The 19,477-nt window shown below is 39.3% G+C and carries 17 protein-coding genes and 1 riboswitch; of the genes, 3 read left to right on the top strand and 14 right to left on the bottom strand.

The features are described 5' to 3' along the window. Positions 1–93 precede the first annotated feature (93 nt). The gene (locus R3X28_RS03645; RefSeq protein WP_411556588.1) at positions 94–2,352 is read right to left on the bottom strand and encodes a TonB-dependent receptor; all 2,259 of its coding nucleotides are present in this window, start codon (positions 2,350–2,352) and stop codon (positions 94–96) included. An 85-nt stretch (positions 2,353–2,437) separates the two neighbouring features. Beyond that, a riboswitch (TPP riboswitch) is annotated at positions 2,438–2,541 on the bottom strand. 147 nt (positions 2,542–2,688) lie between these two features. Between R3X28_RS03645 and R3X28_RS03640 the strand changes: the two genes are divergently transcribed. Next, the gene (locus R3X28_RS03640) at positions 2,689–5,154 is read left to right on the top strand and encodes a hybrid sensor histidine kinase/response regulator (protein WP_317662475.1); all 2,466 of its coding nucleotides are present in this window, start codon (positions 2,689–2,691) and stop codon (positions 5,152–5,154) included. Here R3X28_RS03640 and R3X28_RS03635 read toward each other — a convergent pair. From R3X28_RS03635 to R3X28_RS03605, 7 genes are all read right to left on the bottom strand, one after another. Further along, positions 5,129–6,484: a sigma-54 dependent transcriptional regulator gene (locus tag R3X28_RS03635; RefSeq protein WP_317662473.1), complete on the bottom strand. Its 1,356-nt coding sequence runs from the start codon at positions 6,482–6,484 to the stop codon at positions 5,129–5,131. The two genes, R3X28_RS03640 and R3X28_RS03635, sit on opposite strands and share 26 nt — an antisense overlap. 443 nt (positions 6,485–6,927) lie before the next feature. After that, a complete protein-coding gene (locus tag R3X28_RS03630; RefSeq protein WP_282053674.1) occupies positions 6,928–7,227 on the bottom strand; it encodes a hypothetical protein in 300 nt (99 codons plus the stop codon). A gap of 209 nt (positions 7,228–7,436) precedes the next feature. After that, complete coding sequence (locus R3X28_RS03625; RefSeq protein ID WP_317662469.1) at positions 7,437–8,978, bottom strand: DUF4301 family protein; 1,542 nt, start codon at positions 8,976–8,978, stop codon at positions 7,437–7,439. Further along, on the bottom strand, positions 8,975–9,538 hold the full coding sequence (locus tag R3X28_RS03620) for an AAA family ATPase (protein ID WP_154363168.1): 564 nt from the start codon (positions 9,536–9,538) through the stop codon (positions 8,975–8,977). Before R3X28_RS03620 ends, R3X28_RS03625 begins: the two co-directional genes overlap by 4 nt. Continuing rightward, a complete protein-coding gene (pnuC, locus tag R3X28_RS03615) occupies positions 9,493–10,131 on the bottom strand; it encodes a nicotinamide riboside transporter PnuC (protein ID WP_317662467.1) in 639 nt (212 codons plus the stop codon). Before pnuC ends, R3X28_RS03620 begins: the two co-directional genes overlap by 46 nt. Continuing rightward, positions 10,115–10,375: a hypothetical protein gene (locus tag R3X28_RS03610; protein WP_317662465.1), complete on the bottom strand. Its 261-nt coding sequence runs from the start codon at positions 10,373–10,375 to the stop codon at positions 10,115–10,117. Before R3X28_RS03610 ends, pnuC begins: the two co-directional genes overlap by 17 nt. 12 nt (positions 10,376–10,387) lie before the next feature. Continuing rightward, entirely contained in the window at positions 10,388–11,020 is a 633-nt protein-coding gene (locus R3X28_RS03605) for a 4'-phosphopantetheinyl transferase family protein (protein ID WP_317662463.1), read from the bottom strand. Between the two features lie 82 nt (positions 11,021–11,102). On the opposite strand from R3X28_RS03605, the gene ahcY reads away from it, so the two are divergent. Continuing rightward, positions 11,103–12,419 (top strand): adenosylhomocysteinase, encoded by a 1,317-nt coding sequence (gene ahcY / locus R3X28_RS03600; protein WP_282053681.1) that lies wholly within the window; start codon positions 11,103–11,105, stop codon positions 12,417–12,419. A gap of 86 nt (positions 12,420–12,505) precedes the next feature. Here the strand turns inward: ahcY and R3X28_RS03595 are convergent, their stop codons facing one another. Continuing rightward, the gene (locus R3X28_RS03595; RefSeq protein WP_154363178.1) at positions 12,506–13,030 is read right to left on the bottom strand and encodes a lipid-binding SYLF domain-containing protein; all 525 of its coding nucleotides are present in this window, start codon (positions 13,028–13,030) and stop codon (positions 12,506–12,508) included. Positions 13,031–13,245: 215 nt separating this feature from the next. Here R3X28_RS03595 and R3X28_RS03590 point away from each other — a divergent pair, with 215 nt between their 5' ends. After that, positions 13,246–13,767: a 5' nucleotidase, NT5C type gene (locus R3X28_RS03590; RefSeq protein ID WP_154363180.1), complete on the top strand. Its 522-nt coding sequence runs from the start codon at positions 13,246–13,248 to the stop codon at positions 13,765–13,767. Here R3X28_RS03590 and R3X28_RS03585 read toward each other — a convergent pair. From R3X28_RS03585 to R3X28_RS03565, 5 genes are all read right to left on the bottom strand, one after another. After that, a complete protein-coding gene (locus R3X28_RS03585) occupies positions 13,759–14,772 on the bottom strand; it encodes a phytase (protein ID WP_317662458.1) in 1,014 nt (337 codons plus the stop codon). The two genes, R3X28_RS03590 and R3X28_RS03585, sit on opposite strands and share 9 nt — an antisense overlap. 54 nt (positions 14,773–14,826) lie before the next feature. Further along, positions 14,827–17,679, bottom strand: coding sequence for a TonB-dependent receptor (locus tag R3X28_RS03580; protein ID WP_317662456.1), 2,853 nt, complete (start codon positions 17,677–17,679; stop codon positions 14,827–14,829). A 187-nt stretch (positions 17,680–17,866) separates the two neighbouring features. Continuing rightward, on the bottom strand, positions 17,867–18,127 hold the full coding sequence (gene rpmA / locus R3X28_RS03575) for a 50S ribosomal protein L27 (RefSeq protein WP_154363186.1): 261 nt from the start codon (positions 18,125–18,127) through the stop codon (positions 17,867–17,869). Between the two features lie 39 nt (positions 18,128–18,166). After that, on the bottom strand, positions 18,167–18,835 hold the full coding sequence (gene rplU / locus R3X28_RS03570) for a 50S ribosomal protein L21 (protein ID WP_317662455.1): 669 nt from the start codon (positions 18,833–18,835) through the stop codon (positions 18,167–18,169). Positions 18,836–18,973: 138 nt separating this feature from the next. Beyond that, entirely contained in the window at positions 18,974–19,417 is a 444-nt protein-coding gene (locus R3X28_RS03565; protein ID WP_317662454.1) for a DUF4199 domain-containing protein, read from the bottom strand. Positions 19,418–19,477 lie beyond the last annotated feature (60 nt).

The raw sequence follows: 19,477 nt of genomic DNA, 5'->3' as shown, positions 1-19,477 counted from the left end.
TTATATCATAAAACTACAAATAAACGAACATGGCACAAAACCGAGGTTAAGTGCCATGTTACTTTTGATTATCAACATGAAATCTTCATAGGTTTAAAAATCAAGTGTCGCCCCCAATAAAAAGTTGGTGCCTGCCTGCGGGTAATAACCAGCACCTTCTATGGTTGCCGTTTGTCCGGGATTGGACCATGTATCGTCATAGGTATAAAAATAACCGTTTGAAACATATTTGGCATCAAAGATATTGTTCACCAACAACGAGAGTGTCAACCTTTTTACGAATGAATTGGTCTCAATCGTATACTGGGCATTGAAATCGGTTTGTGAATAGTCATCCAAAACAGACCCTTCTGAGTCTATGTTACCCATATATTGTTTACCTACGAACTTGCTCAACAAAGAAAATTGAATGTTTTCATTGGGCATGTACGAAATTGCATTGCCAATAATTACGTCGGGTGAAAAAGCAATATCGGTATTTCCCAATTCCTCAAGTACGCCATCGCGTTGAAAGACAAAATCCTTGTTCTTATTGGAGCTCAATGCTACATTCGGATTTAGACTGAATTTATCGCCCAAGGCAAGATGCGCATCGATCTCCAGACCAAGACGGTAACTATCGCCAACATTGGCCCGTAATGGTGCACCCACATCATTCAACTCACCTGTGAGCACCAATTGGTCTTTGTATTTCATATAATACACATTGGTGCTTAGCTGCACCGTGGGGGAAACAAATCTCCATCCCAATTCAAGATCATTCAATTTTTCAGGTTTTGGATTTCCATTTTCATAATCATTCCTATTGGGCTCCCTATTCGCCACTGCGAAAGACAGATAGAAATTGTTATTTTGGTTCAGGTCGTAAGATGCACCGAATTTCGGATTAAAGAAATTGAAAGTATCATCTACCAATCCGGTATCATCCCCATTGGCTTCATACCCTACCGTTCTATATTGCAGATCCCCGAAGAGACTCCAATGATCATCCAAACTGTAATTGGCCTTTGCAAAAACATTGAAATCGGTCTTTACCGAGTTATCGTCATAATACCGATCACGAATAAAACTATTCGGTGCATACTCGGCCCAAATTACTTCACCGTAATGTTTTCCTTCATATTTGTTCCAACCTCCACCTAGAATCAAATCCAGATTATTATTGTTGTTATAGTGGGCCGAAAAAACAGTACCGTAAAAATCGTTATCCAACCATCTTCTTCGAACAAGATCGGTAGTGTTCACTTCTTCACCATTTACCAATAGTGGTTCAAAGCCATAGGTTTCAAAATCATCATCCTCCTTGAACTGCTCAAAAAAGCCCCTACCTCGTGTATAATGCAGGGCGAGGTTCGTATCCCAGTTATCATTAAGTTTTTGGTTCCAAAGAAGCTGTGCATGGTTCTGCTTATAATCATCGACCTCATTATCGTAAAATTGGGTAACCCCATCAGCATCGGTATAAATACCTGAAGGGTTAAAGGTCCTATCACTTTTCAATGTCTCAGCATCAATACCATACCATGCCTGATAGGTAACTTCGTGCCCACCAAAAAGAACGGCTTTTAAAATGGTGTTCTCACTTTTGAGCGCCCCTTGCAAAAAGTAAGAGTCCAGTTCTGATGAAGCCCTGTCGATATAACCGTCAGAGGTTATTCTGGATAACCGTCCAGAAATCTCAATATGATCGTTCAATAATCCGGTACTGAACTTCAAGTTGTTACGTAATGTGTTGTAACTCCCCACCGATGATGAGATACGGCCATAGGCTTCTTCCGATACTCCATCTGTGGCAATGTTCAGACTTGCCCCAAATGCACCGGCACCGTTAGTAGATGTTCCTACACCACGTTGTAATTGTAAACTTTCTGTAGAAGAAGCAAAATCGGGCATGTTTACCCAAAATGTACCGTGCGATTCAGAATCGTTATAGGGAATACCGTTAATCGTAACATTTACCCTTGTGGCATCACTACCACGAACCCTGATTCCCGTATAACCGACACCGGCACCCGCATCGGATGTGGTGACTACAGCAGGCATAAAATTCAACAGAATAGGAATATCCTGTCCTAAATTTCGCGGTTTAAGATCTTCTTTCGTAAGATTGGTAAAAGTGACAGGCGATTCCTTTGTGGCCCTAACGGCTGATACAAAGACCTCATCCAAGGCTATTTTTTTACCTTCCAAAGAATCGGTTTTGGTTTCTTGGGCCGAAAGTCCAACGGCCAATAGGCCAAATGTGATGGATAAAAATTTAATGCGATGGCGTTTCTTGAACTTTACCGATTGCATTGTACTGCACTGTGATCTTGCAGTTGAACTGTTAGAAAAGGAATAGAGCTTTTTCATTCGTAATAGTTTTATTACGAATAAAAGGGGCATTATTCTTGGTTAAAATTGATTTTTGTTTCCAACGGAAACGTTATGAAATTCCAAATGGCAACCTTTGCCTCCCTTGGCAGCATTACCTGCCCAGGTTCGTTGGGTATAATCTCAGCTTATCCTAATTAATAGGAACAAGCACCCCTTTGAGATGGTGCAAATGTAATACAGCCTTTTCAATTTTTCATGTAAAAAATCAAAAAAAACCAACACTGCTTACCGTACGGCACTTGTAATGACATTAACACTTTTTTTGAACTTTTGATTGAGGTTTGAACGTATTTATGGTAATCGCTATGTCATATGGAAAAAACCAAGAACAAATTCACCCTAAAGATCATTCTCAGTTATCTTCTGCTAATACTTCTCGCTACAATAGCATCATTTTATATTTTTTCGGAAATAAAGGATTACGTGTCAAACGACTCGTTTGACCAAAATGAAGTCAAATTACTGAAAACAAGCACCTTACTTAGCAGTTTATATGAAGCGGAAGGTTTATCCAAGCTCGCCATACAATCTCCCGAAAAGAAGAACTTAAATGCATACTCCCAAAAAATAGATTCGATATTCACCGAAATCGAAACTTTGATTTACCTATCGGAAAGTGAATACCAAGATTCCTTATTGAACAGTTTATGTTTTTTGTTGGAAAAAAAAGTCGCCAACAACGATGCCCTAAGAAAATCAAGGGTTAAAAACCAGACGGGAAAATCTATTAACCACGCCTTGGACGAACTCACAAAAATGGAAGCTTCCCTTGGTATTATCACGGCTGAAAACTTGGCCCCAAATCTTGAGAACCTACCTCCAAAGGCCCAAGAATCCATTCGCAAAATGGCTAGCTATTTGAATGAGAATATCCCTTCTGATGGAAAGGAGGTAGACAGGTCTAAAAAAATAGATTCTATCTTACAGATCTCAAAAGACCTTCTAAAGGAAATCAGGACCGACAATACTACAAAAGAAAACTCCCTTACCAGTCAAGAGCTGAAGATCATTAAAACGGACATGGAGCTTTCCCAACAATTACGAAATATAATCACCAATCTGGAAAAAGAGATTTTAGCGAATAGCATCAATGATAACATTAATAAAGAAGCGGCATTGAAACGAAGTACCCAATTGGCGGTAATTGCCGCCTTATTGGGCTTTCTAGTGGTAGGGATTTTTACTTTCATCATTAATCGCGACTTCTGGAAAGCCAATTTATACCGACAAAAGCTAGAAAAGGAAAAAAAGTACTCCGAATCATTACTGAAAAGCAGGGAACAACTGATAACAACAGTTAGCCATGACCTTAGAACTCCTTTGAATACAATAACCGGATATTCAGAAATCATGGAGAAAACAGGACTTTCGCCAGAACAGAACCAATATATTACCCAAATAAAATCAGCATCTTTTTATGTGAATAATCTAGTTAACGACCTATTGGATTTTTCAAGGCTTGAAGCAGGTAAAATTAATATCGAAAAAATACCTTTCAACCTTTCACTGCTGATAAAGGAAACTACCCAAAATCTTTCCGATCAATATGCCAACAAGGATATCTCCCTGAACATAGATGTTAGTGCCGAATTTGCGCATCCTATTTTAGGAGACCCCGTTCGCATGCGACAGATCATCAACAACCTTTTGGGCAATGCCTTTAAATTCACCGAAAAGGGAAGCATTACCATAAAGGCAGATCTTTTGAAAAAAGCCCCTTCGGAAAATTGGGCCCAAATACAGATTACCGATACAGGAATAGGTATTAGTAAGGAAAAGCAGGAATTGATATTCAATGAATTTACGCAGGCAGAAATAGGTACGGAGAAAAAATATGGGGGATACGGTTTGGGACTTACCATTTCAAAAAAAATCGTTGAGTTATTAGGAGGTGAAATGACTTTAAAAAGTACTGTAGGCCATGGTAGTACCTTTTCCATAATGTTTCCGGTCATATTTGAAAAGGCCACGATTTCGCAAATTGGTTCTTCTCGAAAAGAAACCTACCAAGATAGGTTCGGAATACTCATTATTGATGATGACTCATCATTTATACGAATGATAGATGAATATCTTAAATCGGAAAATATTGAACCTATATTATGCACCGACTTCGAAACCCTACCAAAGAACGGTTTGGAGTATGAAGTGGTTCTGACAGATATAGAAATGCCTTCCACTACCGGTTTTGAGGTACTTACCCGATTAAAATCGGGTAAGTACGGTCATTACTATGGCCAACCCATTATCGCCATGACAGGAAGAAAGGATCTAAAAAAACAGCTTTACCTTTCCCATGGTTTTCACACGGTGCTTCAAAAACCATTTTCTAACTCGGTGTTGTTAAATGCCGTAACTTCCCTAAAGACCAATAAGGAAATGGCAAAGCACCCAACTATTGACAAATCACTTAAGACAGAAGAAAAGCATCCTTTATATAGTCTAAAGATCCTTCGTTCATTTTTGGGCGATGATGAAAAATCAATAAACGAAATATTATATACGTTCATAGCCGATACTGAGAAAAACTTGCGAAAATTAAAAGATGCGGCAGGACATACCGATTATGACCTAAGCCAAAAGATAGCCCACAAAATGCTTCCGATGCTCAGGCAATTGGAAGCAACGCCCTGCGTTAATTTGCTGGACGGTCTTGAGAACGACCCATACGGTTCTTTAGATTTAAACAAGACATATGAAAATCTTAAGCCACATATTTCAGCACTTCTAAAGGCATTAAACGAACGCTTGGCTAAACATCCAGACCATATTGGCTAATTCTATTGTACAAGGTCTTTCGTGTTACCTGAAGCATCTTCGCAGCCTTTGATTTATTATAATTGGTACGTTTTAAAGCCTTTATTATTTGTTCCTTTTCAAAAGCTGACTTCGAAAAATCCGCATTGCCCCCTTTTGTGAAAGTCGGCTCTATAATTTCAGTAGGTAAAGCTTCTATTGCGATTTCCCCTTCCTGGGTCAATAGCACGGCACGTTGAATAACATTTTGTAATTCACGTATATTACCCGGCCAAGCATAGGTTTCCAATACACCCCAGACCTCAATTGTAAATCCCGTGATCTGTTTATTCAGACGTTCATTGGAAGTTTTTAAAAAATGTTCCGCGAAAATTGCCAGATCACCTTGTCTATCTGTCAAAGATGGAATCTGAAGTGAAAATTCATTGAGTCTATGATATAGATCCTCCCTAAATTTACCCTCTTTTACAGCAACCTTCAAATCTTCATTGGTCGCTGTCAATATCCGAACATCAACATCTATTTCACTAGTACTGCCTATGCGTCTGATTCTACGTTCTTGCAGTGCCCGCAGTAACTGAATTTGATTGTCATACGGTAAGTTTCCTACTTCATCAAGAAAGAGTGTTCCCCCATTTGCAGCTTCGAACGTACCGGTCTTGTCATTGATCGCTCCTGTAAAACTACCTTTTAAATGTCCGAAGAACTCACTCGATGCCAATTCTTTGGGAATGGCCCCACAATCTACCGCAATAAAAGGGTGATTGCATCTTTTACTACGGTCATGTATCGACTTTGCGGTAACCTCCTTACCCGTGCCACTTTCTCCCGTAATCAATACGGACATATCAGTTGGCGCAACAAGACCTATATATTCTTCCAGTTTTTTTGAAGCCGGACTTATTAATTCAACGTGATCACTTATCGAGGCAGACTGGCTCTGATTCCCTTGGTTTCGTTTAGGTTCCGTTACTTTATCTTGTTCAGGACGTACTGCAGTGTCAGGACCTAACGCAGTGTTTATAATCGTTAAAACCGCATCTGGGGTAAAAGGCTTTGAAATATAATCAAAAGCCCCCTTTTTCATTGCATTTACGGCTGAGCTTACCTCTGCATACCCTGTCATAATAATGACAGGTATATTTTTATGTAACCCAGAAATCAATTCTATCCCCTCTGCATCTGGCAATCTGAGGTCGGTCAACAATAAGTCAAAATCTGTTTGTTTCAATTTTAACTTCCCTTCCTTTACCGTGAATCCGATTTCCACCTCATAGCCCTTTCGATTTAAGAATTTTTGCAACATTTGGGCAAATGAAGTATCATCTTCAATAATCAGGATTTTGGGCATAGCATTGTTCATTATAGGTATCTACGTAAAAATACCATAAGATAGGCTACAATTATTTTAAAATTCTCTTAAACCAATTGATTCCTTATATATAGTGAAAACATAGATATCAAAATTGGGCAATAGAAAAAGGCAGCAAAATGCTGCCTTTTTCACGACCAAACAAACGAAACAAAAATTACCGTATTTCCATTCTTAAAACCTGTCTGTGTTCTTTATACCGTACCTTTCCCAATCAAAAAACATATACTTAAAAAGGGAACTGCCGAAGCAGTTCCCCTTTACCAACCAAATAAATGAATTATACAATTCGTTATGGTAGAGCATTAAGATCTATCAACCCTACCCTACTACAGATAACATGTTCCCATGCCATTTATAGTCAATAGTTAGTGTGCTATATTGCTTTGCATGTAAAATTCGGGGTGCCCGAAAAAGGCTTCTTACATTTCTAACCAATTACCTTCGGCATCGGCGAACAATTCGGTAGTACTTCCATCTTCAGAAGAAACTTCCAATTTGTATTGCTCTTCTCCGTTTTTATATGCCTTGACCAGGGTTACTTCAGGATATGCTTCTGCCAAAGCGCTGGTTACGGCTTCAGGGACTTCAGAAATTTCTATTTCGGTGAAATCCTGAACAAGAACTTCATCCATAATTCCATCATGGAATATTGGCGTAGCCGCAGTTCCTAATGATAATCCTCCTAAAGCCAATGCTGTTGCTAAAACTAATTTTTTCATTTTTATAATTTTTAATTAAACATTCTTGACTATTACTAAGTCAAAACAATGCCAAAATCGCCAAGACGCACTCTAGACATTCAATCAACTGTATAATAAGCAACTACAGTATTCCGATTAAAAATCAATGTGTATAAAAATGTGCCCAAATAAAAAAAAGTGTATAAAAATTATACACTTTTTTGGATATTAAATTGGTCTTGCCGGCATCAAGAAACCTGATGTGTGGGCTTTAATAAGTCGTTCACCGTTTTGACCGGATTAAAGGTTGCCAAAGGAACCTCTACGAAAATGGTGTTCCAGTACGCCATGGCACCATTCCAAAGGCCTGGAAGTTCCAAAGCTTTTAAAGCTTTGCCTTCTTTTGTTTTTTCAGTGATAAACCCTTGCTTATGATCTACATAATTAAGTAGATTGTACTTTTCCCCTTTATAGTTCTTTACCCCACATACCAAATCTACGGGATTAAAGTGGGTTGCATTTTTCAGGATTTCCACTTGTTTTGGATTGGACATATCTATTTGGGCCGATTCAATGATCTGTAACGAGACATGGTTATGTGCATTCTTGATCCAAAAAGGACCACCACCGGGTTCTCCCTCGTTTTTTACCATACCACATATACGAATGGGCCTATTGATCTTATCCTTTAATATTTCAATCTGTTCACCAATGCTAAAACTCGGATATTTATCTACAAAACGAACATTGAGTTCGTTTTCCAGAAACTCCTTTATCTCGAGCATCATCTCAGCGGTTAATTCTTCATTATCGATTTTTTCGGCATAGGCAAAGGCTTTTTCCTGCACTTGCAAAAGTAGACCTGCCAACATTTTTTTGCTATTGACAAGCTCTTCCTGCACTTTGGGCACTACTACGTTGTCGATATTCTTGATGAAGATGATATCGGCTTCCTCTTCATTCAGGTTCTCTATCAACGCCCCATGACCGCCAGGTCTAAACAGAAGCGATCCATCAGAATTTCGGAAAGGGTTATTTTCCATATCAACCGCAATGGTATCCGTTGATCCTTTTTGGTACGAATAAGTTACATTGAAAACAGTATTCGTCGCCTTGGAAAGTCTTTCATTTACCGCACTGTACTCCTTGGTGAACAATCCAATATGTTGCTCTGAAATGGTGAAATGCAAATTGGCTTCCCCATCGACCTTGGCATAATTGGCCGCTTCTTTTAAATGTTTCTCAAATGGGGTGGCGGAATGACTGCCATAATCATGAAAAGGTAAAAGTCCTTTAGGGTAAAAGCCGTAGTTGAGGCCTTCCTCGGACATCATTTCCTTTACGAAAAGATACAACTCCTCATCACTGTTGGCCGCTTTTCCCTTAATTCTTTCCTGTACCTTTTTGTAGAATGGAAAATCTTTTAATCCCTCGCTGAATTTCTTCAAAGCAGTATCGTTCGTACGCTTAAAATAGGCATCTAAACTCTCTTTTTTAGGATCATAGGCGTCCAAGAAATTGAATAAGGCCTTGAACATCCTTGATGCCGCTCCGGAAGCAGGCACGAATTTGAGTAATGAAAGGCCATTCTTTTTCTCATCAAAAGTGCCGATGAGTGATTTTTGTTCCCGGGTAGTAAATTTTCGGATACCCTCGCCCACTACAGCGGCATTCACTAAATGTACAAAGGGTATACCTTCTTTGAATATCTCTATCTGGTTTTTGACCTTCTCTTTCGTTATGCCTTTTGCAGCAATTTGTTCTAAATCGTTCTCGGTAAGTTGTATCATTTATTCAATAGATTATCAATATGTTCCACTGCTGTTTTTAAACGGGTTGTTTTATCCCCTTTTAAGGTAACAAAATTCCTGTTATATTTTTCAAGAGTCTCTTTAAAATACAAAAACATTCGTTCACGTTCATTGGGCTTGTCCCTAAGGTCGTCTTTCTCCCAAGGAATATCGATATAAGTAAGGAAATAAAGATCGTATTGGTTCTCCAAGGCGTACTTCTCGAGCATTGGGTCACAATACCCAAGATAATAAGCTTCTGAATAGACTTTGGTCTCCAACAAATCCGTATCACAAATAAGGACATTGGTCGCTTTTTGGGCCAAATCATTTTCCAGACGCATTTGACCTTCCGCTATGGGAAGTAGGTCATCGGGTTCGCATGTTTTTCGTTCATTGTTCCATTTGTCCTGTAAATACTCCCTGGCGTATTCGGGTACCCATACTGAGTGATAATGGCGGGCCAATTGTTCCGAGAGGGTGGTTTTTCCTGTAGATTCAGGACCGAATAAAACTACTTTGACAATATCAGCGGGCTGCTGTCTAAATTTTTCTTCCATGCGAGGTAACCGAATATAGCTATAATCGTGAATATAAGATATTGAAAACTGGTAAAGGTAAATCCTTTATAAAAATAAAGGGGCACTGAAATAATATCCCCTACGATCCAATATAACCAATTTTCGATTTTTCGCTTTGCCATTAGCCACATTCCAACAAAAAACACGGCCGTTGTTACAGTATCTACATAAGCCGTCCAACTTGTCCATTTATCGAACATTTGATAAACCACAAATACAAAGGCCAGAGTGGAGATAAAGATCAAAACTGAAATCTTATGTTCCTTTTTCGTTGTTTTGGTAATTGGGGTAAAGTGCGAGTCGTCTACTTTTCTTGTCCAAACATACCAACCATAAACGCTCATAATAAAGTAATACCCATTGATCATCATATCCCCGATCAATCCCCATTTAAAAAGAAGATATACATAAATCGAGGTGCTGATCAACCCTGTTGGGTACACCCAAATATTGTTCTGCTTTGAGAACCAAACGGAAAGTAGACCGAATATTACGGCAACAATCTCCAAAATAATATAATAAGTTTCATAGTCGGCATACTGACCGAAAAAGAAATCAAAAATGGGGCTCATACGCGCTACGGTCAGATTTTACCAATTTCATATAAAGTAGACCACGATCCATTAATTCAAACGCCATCTTTATCTCGGTGTTCAAAACCTTCATCACTTCATCATAAGGCCCATATACCTGGGTACTTAAAGGATTCTCCAAAACCGTGAGTCCGGACCCCCTTAATTGTTTGATAAAGTTGATGATATGTTGTTCAAAATCATCCTGCAGGGGCGAAAAAGTAAGCTCAACTGATATTTCCATAGTATGTGATAATTATTTACTTGTGGCATACACGCATGTAAACCCTTCAAACTCTAAAAATTTTAATATATAAAAAGACGTCTTGCCCTTATAGGTTATCTCCCCTTCTAGCAATTCGTCCGAAAACTCAAAATCATGAATGTAAATATGGTTCAAGAAACTCAATCCGATAGTGGCAAAGATTTTGTAGAGTGATTCTTTACAGCCCCAAATAACGGTATATTTCCGAACAAGGTCTTTCCTGTCCTTAATATGGGAATAAGCCTCTGTCGGTGTGAATTTATGTGCTATCCGAGTGATTAGATCCCGTTGCATTTCAATATCTATTCCCACTTCTTTCCCTTTACTCACGATAATCCCGGTAAAGTGATGCGAATGTGTTATACTGATATGGTTACCATCATATAAATGTGGTTTGCCCACCTTGTCATAGTATAAATCCTTGTCCTCGTAGCCGGCCTCGGCCATTAAATGGCGGATACTTAAAAAGCCCTTACGATGCAATTCGGACTTCATGCCATCCATACGGTTTTGACAATGCTCAGTAAGCTCAACCGCCTTTGAAAGTTCAGCTTCGGTTTCTTCTATTTTCCAAATATATACTTTGATTAAAGGGCTAACTTGTATTGTCTTGTAAAGAGGCATGTTGTTATTTAGGATATTCGTAACTTTGCGATTCGAAAAAAAAGAGCAATAGTTAACAACGAAAGTAAAAAGAAAAAAGGATATGGCTACCAAAACCGTTTCATATGTGCCCTATAAGGTAAAAGATATTACCCTTGCGGATTGGGGAAGAAAAGAAATTACTTTGGCTGAAGCAGAAATGCCAGGGCTTATGGCACTTCGGGAAGAATATAAAGATGAGCAACCTCTTAAAGGATCGCGAATTGCAGGCTGCCTGCATATGACCATACAAACTGCCGTCTTGATCGAGACCTTAGTAGCGCTTGGTGCCGATGTTACATGGAGTTCTTGCAACATTTTCTCTACCCAGGACCATGCCGCTGCCGCTATAGCCGCTGCAGGTGTTCCTGTTTATGCGTGGAAAGGAATGAACGAAGAAGAATTCGATTGGTGTATAGAACAAACTTTGTTCTTTGGAGAAGAACGCCAACCTTTGAATATGATACTTGATGATGGTGGTGACCTTACAAATATGGTTTTGGACAAATATCCTGAACTTGCATCAGCCGTAAAAGGATTGTCCGAAGAAACGACAACCGGAGTTCACCGATTATATGAAAGGGTTAAAAATGGCACCTTGCCCATGCCTGCGATCAATGTGAACGATTCTGTAACCAAATCAAAATTCGACAATAAATACGGATGCCGTGAAAGTGCCGTAGATGCCATTCGTAGGGCTACCGACACCATGTTGGCCGGTAAACGCGTAGTCGTAGCCGGATATGGCGATGTTGGTAAAGGTACAGCTGCCTCTTTTAAAGGTGCGGGAGCAATCGTAACAGTTACCGAAATAGACCCCATTTGTGCCCTACAGGCTTGTATGGATGGTTTTGAGGTAAAGAAGTTGGAAAATGTTGTAGGTAAGGCAGATGTGATCATAACCACCACCGGAAACAAGGACATTATCAGGGGAGAGCACTTTAAAGCTATGCGCGATAAAGTGATCGTTTGTAATATCGGGCATTTTGATAATGAGATCGATATGGCTTGGTTGAATTCTAATTACGGAAACACCAAGGATGAGATAAAACCCCAAGTAGACAAATATACCATTGACGGTAAAGATGTCATCGTATTGGCAGAAGGTCGTTTGGTAAACCTTGGTTGTGCCACTGGCCACCCTAGTTTTGTAATGAGCAACTCTTTCACCAACCAGACTTTGGCACAGATAGAACTATGGAAAAATAGTAGTTCTTATGAAAACAAGGTATATATGTTACCGAAGCATTTAGATGAAAAAGTAGCCAAATTACACCTGTCCAGGTTAGGTGCGGAACTAACGGAACTTCGTGAAGACCAAGCCAAATATATTGGGGTTACCGTAGAAGGTCCTTTTAAACCTGATTATTACAGGTACTAATATATATGTGCTTTTTGAAGCTATAAGAAATAAAAAAACCTTGCTCCATTGGAACAAGGTTTTTTTTATACGTTACCTATTTATCGTTAAAAAGGATCGTAACTGAATTTTTGCCCTCCTACCGAGGCATCGGCCATTAAACCAGCCTTTGGTAAGGCAAACACGGCTACGCCGTCTTTGTATTTCGCATTGACCGCTATTCCCGATTTTAAAGCCACCGCTGAGGCTTCAGCCGCAAATTGGAATTTACCTTCCTTGAACCTTGCCAAATCTACAGGTGTTTCAAAAAATATCACTTCGATAATCGCTTGACCCCCGGCCTGTAATCCAATATTCAATTTTTTAAGGTCGGCCATACCAACAACCTCCCCATTTTCATAAACCACGCCATTTCCCGATGCACCACCGATAATGAAACCACCTTTACCTACATTGGGAAAAATGACATACCCCGCAGATGAGTCAAAAAACTTCTCCAAGCTCGCATCTGTTTTCAACATGGTTTTCTTCGCCTTTGTTGCATCCTGCATAAGTTTCTTCTCGCTCCGAGTCTGTCCTGTAGCAACGCCCATTACCAATATCATGGCCATTGCAGCCATTAATTTGAACATTTTCATAATATTAACCGTTAAAATTATTACATCAAAGATATAACGCAATATGTTAAATAGATATATTCGGATACATAAGAATATGTTAATTAGAAACCCACCATTGAACATGCTTTTATACTGAAAATCAGATATCGTATTATGAATAGATTAACTTTTTAGAATCATTTTTAGGTGAAGCTATTTTTTCGGTACTTCGCACTAAACTTTTTGATATGACGATTTTTGTAGATATGGATGAAGTGATCGCCGACACCTACGGCGCTCATATTGAAATATACAATGCCGAATTCAGTGCAAACCTTACAGCTGAGGAGTGCAAGGGTTCCGATGTATGGAAAATGGTACCCAAGGCCCATCAAGATAGTATTCGCAAACACGCTACGAGAAGGGGTTTCTTTAGAAACCTTAATCCAATTGAAGGAAGTATAGAAGTGCTAAAGGAGATATCAGAAAGACATGAATTGTATATTGCCTCGGCGGCCATGCAGTTTCCTAATTCGTTGGAAGAGAAGAGCGAATGGTTAGATGAACATTTTCCTTTTATTCCTTGGCAAAATAGAATCCTATGTGGACATAAACATATTTTGAACGGCGATCTTTTAATTGACGACCGCAGTTACAATCTTGAAATGTTCAATGGCAGATCAATCTTATTTTCATCGCCCCACAACGCCTTTACCAATGGTTTTGAAAGGGCAGATACATGGAATGACATAGCCGAGAAACTACTCTAGCCCCAACTTACCAAGGTCATAGAAATAGAAGTTCTTCTCATCATTCATGGCAACGAAAAGCCCATTGGTGAATGTATTGTTCAAGGGAACGGTGACCACTTCGCAACCGTCTGTTTCGGTCGTACTTAAATTCACGGCCTTTACGAATTGGTTCGCATTTCTGGAAAAGATATTGAACTCCCCTTTTTGTTGATTGGAAACAATAAGGTAGCCATCACCATTTTCGTAAGTGGCAATGGCAATACCCTCGATATCGGCCATGAAATGCTCCCCGCCAAAACATGAAATCTCCTCATTTCCTTTAGATGGTTCGGCATAATACTTTCGAATACAAACCCCTTCATCGGAGTAATAGACAAATCCTTTTTCATCATCAACGGCAATGGCCTCAATCTCTTTTTCCCCACTGAATTTTCCGAATTTTCGAACCAAATCCGATGTTACCCCTAAACTATCGGACGAAAAACGATATTGGTAAAGATAACCATCCGAAGGTCCTGTCTTTCGCCCCACTATGGCATAAACTTGGGAATCCTTGGGAGATTTATAAAGGGCCACCCCCATTGGCAATCTATGTGCTATAACGCTTTCATCTTCAAAGACCGGAAACCCTCCCTTATCCAAAGGTTTCATATCGGGAATAGAAAACATTCGTATTTGTTGTTTTTCCCTCTCGGTAAAAACAAGAACATCGGTCAATGTGGAGTCGTTCAGTTGAAACCCGTATTCTATATCAACATTATTGGGCCTTTCGATATTCCTAATGGTCATGTCTTCCAATATCTTCCCATTAAGATCAAAGGCATAAATAGCCCCGTTTGATTCTTTATCCGTACCGAATACGATTGATTTTGAAGTATCGTCAGGATGAATCCATATAGCAGGGTCATCGGTATCATTCAAGGTAAACTCGGTAATCACATCCGGGGCAATGGCAGGAAGTTTACTCCGATTACAGGCTATGGCAAAGGTGATCAGTAATAAAACCAACAAGACTTTTTTCATTATCTAATATTTAAAATTATAATTCCGACGGTATTGTACGAATTGGAAATGGATTTATTTGTTCTTGCCTCTAAACAGGTCATATTTAATACCGAAAGTAAAACGTTGCCCATAAAATTCCATCTGTTGTGTACGTTCTTTAACACCTTGAAAATAGCGAAGTGGCTGATTGGTAATATTATTGAGGTCGGCATATATACTTAAATTGGAACTGATATTGAACGATGCATTAAGATCCAAGAACATTTGAGTGTCATAATAACGATCCTCAAAATCATTTCCCCCGATTTCATCGATATAACTATCCGAGAAATTGGCCGATAAGCGCGCGCTGAATTTTTTGTCGGCATACGCCAATGACCCATTGAACATGTTGGGTGACGTATTGGGTAGATCTATATCCTCGCGTTCTTCCCCATCTTCGTTCCTAATGCCATTGGCAGAGGATGTTAAATAAGTGTAGTTCACGTATAGACTCAGGTTTTTGGCAAATCCCGGGAGAAAATCCAACTGACGTTGAAATGCGAATTCCAGACCAAAAACCGTTGCTCCTTCACCATTTAAAGGTTGATAAATTTCAAATCCTTCGGTGCCTTCACCATAAAAATCATCTACAGTCTCCCCTTGGAAGGTATAAATGAAATTATCGATGTCCTTGAAGAAAACACCTCCGGACAACAATCCTACACTTTCAAAATAATGCTCTGCCATAAGATCAAAGTTCATTGATGTAGTAGCTTCCAAATCGGGGTTACCTACATATATCTCCTCGTCGCCGGAAACAATATCAAGGGAAGGTACCAAATCTGCATAATTTGGTCTTGCAAGCGTGTTGGTCCATGCAAAACGAAGAATCGTACTATTATCAAGGTCATATTTAAAATGAACCCCCGGCAGTAGATTAACATAGGAGTTCTCTTCAGTAATCTCCCCGATTACATTTTCCTCATCCTCTATCTGATTTCCTGTTGCCGTAACTTTTGTAGCCTCTAAACGCACCCCGACCAAAACCCCCATTTTATCACTGATTTTTTGATTGGTCATGGCATAACCGGCAAATACATCTTCCCTTACATCAAAATTGGCACGAAGAAATTCATCGGGTACGGATTCACCGTTTTCCAAATTTAAATTCCCCAACCATTCCTCACTAGCAAACGAACCTATTTTATATTGACTTCCTGCCAAAAAATCAGGATCACTATAATCCTTCACCGGAACAGCGGACAATGTAGGGTAATCATCTTCCAAATCGAATTCGTAAAAGTCATTATCCCTTAATTTGGATTTGAACCTACCTCTTGCCCCAAATTTAACCGTACCATCCCCTTTGCCGAAAAAATCTGCCGGAATCTCAAAATTCACGAATACGTTTACATCTTCTTCTTCAGTATACTGGTTTTCCCCGGTTATTTCACCGTATTCAAAATTATCAAGGCCAGCATCATCCGCATCTGCAACAAAGAATCTTGGATATCGTGTGTTAAAAACATCGTTGTTTACAATGTATTCAGATTCAAATTCAGCATAACGCTCATTGAGTCTTTCCTCAGATGCCTTGGCGTATGATGTCATCCAGTCTACTTTTAAAGCTCCCCATAAGTGATCGCCCCCCAAAGTGTAGTTTTGCATACGTTGATCTTCAAGCCTGCGGTTTTTGTTTCTACTATTATTGATACCTCCTTTACTTTGTCTCTTTACTTCCACTGGAAACCTGGTAGGCACCCCATCGGTAATGGTAAAGTCACCCAACTCAATATCCTCTCCATCCAAAATTTCATGTTCTAACCGGAATCTATTCTCACGATCATCGCGCCAGTTATACATGGTTTTTAAAAAGACCGTATTATTGGCATCGAATTTATAATCCGTATTAACAGAAAAACTCCTGCGTATACGTTGAACCAAGTACTCCCGTTGTTCAAAAACGTTGACATAAGGATCTACTTCAACTTCCTCCAAAATAGGCTCTCCTTCAGCATCATCAGATCCTGTATAATACTCGAACTCGTCGGTCCATTCCGCTTCAATATTATCAGAACCGAAGTCATTGTCGTTTATAGAGGCGGAAACCATCCATCCAAACTTACCATTATCACTTCTGTCACCCACTAAGAGCGAACCGTTCAAGATAGCCTTGTCCGTAATAAAATTGATTCCCGAACCAATATTTGTTGAAATCCTGAATCCTTGTGGTGATGTCCTGGTAATCAAATTAACGGATCCACCCAACGCATCCCCATCCATATCGGGCGTTACGGCCTTACTCACCTCAATGGTCTGAATCATGTCTGCCGGAATCAGATCCATTTGAACATTCCTGTTATCCCCTTCGGCAGAGGGTACCCGGCTTCCATTTAAGGTCACGGAGTTCAATTGGGGGGAAAGCCCCCTAACGATAATGTTCCTTGCTTCTCCTTGGTCTACCTGCATGGTAATACCGGGAATCCTTTTTACGGCATCGCCGATATTGGCATCTGGAAATTTACCAATTTGGTCTGTAGAAACGACATTGGTAATATTAAGGTTGTTTTTTTGGGTGTTCAAAGCTTTGGCCTGTCCTCCGGACCCATAAGCACTGACAACAACACCGTTCAATTCTATATTCTTCGGCTCAACGAACAATGCGATCTCAATTGTTTTATTGGCATTTACCGTAATTTCACGGTTTAAATCATTATATCCTAAATACATGACCTTTAAAGAATAAGTTCCGACCGGTACGTTCACAAGGGTAAATCGGCCGTCAAAGTCTGTAATGGCACCTTTATTTATTGAAGGCAATACTACACTGGCCCCAGGTAAGTACAATCCATTCTCATCTGAAATGGATCCTTGGATATTTCCAGTTTGTGATAAAAGGCAAAAAGGTAAAAAAAGATAAAAAAATAATAAAGAGGTTTTCATTTTCTAGTGGTTGATTATTCACCACAAAGAAATTGTTAAACCTCAAATAATCAGGTTAGGTAATATTTAAGAAAAAATCAATTTATCCCAATTTAAAAAACAACTTTAAACTAACTTAACATTCAGATAACAAAAAGCCCCTGCTATAAAAATAGCAAGGGCCCAAATATAAATTCTTGACAGTATATTAAGCCTCAAAAGGCTCAATGGAAACATAAGATTTTCCTCCTGCTTTCTTTTGGAATTTAACCATCCCGTCTACTTTCGCATGTAAAGTATGATCTTTACCTGCATAAACGTTTTCGCCTGGATTGTGTTTTGTACCACGTTGTCTAACGATGATATTACCAGCGATAGCTGCTTGGCCACCAAATATCTTAACACCTAAGCGTTTCGATTCTGATTCCCTACCGTTTTTCGAACTACCTACACCTTTCTTGTGAGCCATTTTTTTCGGTTTTTATTGTTATACTTAATGGTTGGGCAATTAAGCCTTACCACCGTCTAATTCGTCTTGCCATTTTTTCAACTCGTCCCACTTGCCTTCAGCAGCCAATTTAGCTTGTGCTGGCCATGTATCGGTTACGTGGTTACCGCGAACATCTGAAATGATCTCTGCGATTTTTTCTGGAGTTGATTTTGCCAATTCAGCAAAAGTTGAAATCCCTGAATTGACCAAGGTCTCAGCGATTTTAGGTCCAATACCCTCAACCTTTTTTAAATCATCGGCTTTTTTGGTTGCTGCCTTTTTTGGTGCAGCCTTTTTAGGGGCTTCAGCTTTCACGGCTGCCTTCTTTGGAGCTGCTTTTGCCTTTGGCTCTGCCTTGGCCGATTTTTTCGCTCCGGAAGCAACTATGCTCTCTACAACGATTTCAGTCAATGATTGGCGATGACCGTTTTTAACGGCATACCCTTTACGTCTTTTCTTTTTAAAGACAATAACTTTGTCACCTTTAAGGTGCTTAACGACTTTAGCCTCAACAGCGGCTCCGTCTATAGCTGGGGCGCCAACAGTAACGTTCTTACCATCATCCAAAAGAAGTACATTGTCAAAAGTCACCTTTTTCCCTTCTTCCGTTTGCAAACGGTGAACATATACTTTCTGGTCTTTCGCAACTTTGAATTGCTGCCCTGCCATCTCTACAATTGCATACATAGCGTATATATTATTTTTAATTATCCCTACTTTTTTTCATAGGCGGGTGCAAATATACTGCTAATTCATTAATGTACAAGTGATTTGCAAATAAAAAATAGCGTAGATATAGAATCTAACAAAGACCATTCAGGTTTTTCAAAAACGCCTTTTGGAAGACTTGAATAATTGCATAATGGCCAAAGTTACTACAAGAGTAGTCGCAAAACCCATTATTGCCACGGTAAAAAAGACGATTGCTTCAAAATTCTTGATCTCATTACCCCAAGTACTGGACAGTTCACTGATAAATTCGGTATTTACTTCGGTGGCGTAAAAAGTAAAGAACAATGTAAACAAAACAGAGGCAACTCCGCCGGTTACCACTCCCGCAGTAAAACCCCTGCCATAATTGAATTGTTGAGCTTCTTTAATTTTAAAGAATTTTATGGCCTCATAAATACCAAAACCCGTAATAACCCCATTGAAAACACTAAAAAAAACATTAGTATGTAGGGTGAACAAAGACAAGATCAGAAAATAAGCAATAAGGCAACCACTTGTTGCAATTCCGAAACGTACTGGTAAGGCAAAATGCTTCATGGTTCATTATTTTTGGTTAATTCCCTTAAAATAAGGATTTTATAATCAATTCGGCTTAAA

The sequence above is a fragment of the Maribacter sp. TH_r10 genome, assembly GCF_033101095.1.
Lineage (GTDB): Bacteria > Bacteroidota > Bacteroidia > Flavobacteriales > Flavobacteriaceae > Maribacter_A > Maribacter_A luteus.
Note: the sequence above shows the minus strand (reverse complement) of the source record. Positions and strands in the feature narration are given on the sequence as shown.

Excerpts from the sequence above, each read along its gene's own strand:
- R3X28_RS03645 (WP_411556588.1), bottom strand. The coding sequence starts at position 2,352 with ATGAAAAAGCTCTATTCCTTTTCTAACAGTTCAACTGCAAGATCACAG.
- R3X28_RS03640 (WP_317662475.1), top strand. The coding sequence starts at position 2,689 with ATGGAAAAAACCAAGAACAAATTCACCCTAAAGATCATTCTCAGTTAT.
- R3X28_RS03635 (WP_317662473.1), bottom strand. The coding sequence starts at position 6,484 with ATGCCCAAAATCCTGATTATTGAAGATGATACTTCATTTGCCCAAATG.
- R3X28_RS03630 (WP_282053674.1), bottom strand. The coding sequence starts at position 7,227 with ATGAAAAAATTAGTTTTAGCAACAGCATTGGCTTTAGGAGGATTATCA.
- R3X28_RS03625 (WP_317662469.1), bottom strand. The coding sequence starts at position 8,978 with ATGATACAACTTACCGAGAACGATTTAGAACAAATTGCTGCAAAAGGC.
- R3X28_RS03620 (WP_154363168.1), bottom strand. The coding sequence starts at position 9,538 with ATGGAAGAAAAATTTAGACAGCAGCCCGCTGATATTGTCAAAGTAGTT.
- pnuC (WP_317662467.1), bottom strand. The coding sequence starts at position 10,131 with ATGAGCCCCATTTTTGATTTCTTTTTCGGTCAGTATGCCGACTATGAA.
- R3X28_RS03610 (WP_317662465.1), bottom strand. The coding sequence starts at position 10,375 with ATGGAAATATCAGTTGAGCTTACTTTTTCGCCCCTGCAGGATGATTTT.
- R3X28_RS03605 (WP_317662463.1), bottom strand. The coding sequence starts at position 11,020 with ATGCCTCTTTACAAGACAATACAAGTTAGCCCTTTAATCAAAGTATAT.
- ahcY (WP_282053681.1), top strand. The coding sequence starts at position 11,103 with ATGGCTACCAAAACCGTTTCATATGTGCCCTATAAGGTAAAAGATATT.
- R3X28_RS03595 (WP_154363178.1), bottom strand. The coding sequence starts at position 13,030 with ATGTTCAAATTAATGGCTGCAATGGCCATGATATTGGTAATGGGCGTT.
- R3X28_RS03590 (WP_154363180.1), top strand. The coding sequence starts at position 13,246 with ATGACGATTTTTGTAGATATGGATGAAGTGATCGCCGACACCTACGGC.
- R3X28_RS03585 (WP_317662458.1), bottom strand. The coding sequence starts at position 14,772 with ATGAAAAAAGTCTTGTTGGTTTTATTACTGATCACCTTTGCCATAGCC.
- R3X28_RS03580 (WP_317662456.1), bottom strand. The coding sequence starts at position 17,679 with ATGAAAACCTCTTTATTATTTTTTTATCTTTTTTTACCTTTTTGCCTT.
- rpmA (WP_154363186.1), bottom strand. The coding sequence starts at position 18,127 with ATGGCTCACAAGAAAGGTGTAGGTAGTTCGAAAAACGGTAGGGAATCA.
- rplU (WP_317662455.1), bottom strand. The coding sequence starts at position 18,835 with ATGTATGCAATTGTAGAGATGGCAGGGCAGCAATTCAAAGTTGCGAAA.
- R3X28_RS03565 (WP_317662454.1), bottom strand. The coding sequence starts at position 19,417 with ATGAAGCATTTTGCCTTACCAGTACGTTTCGGAATTGCAACAAGTGGT.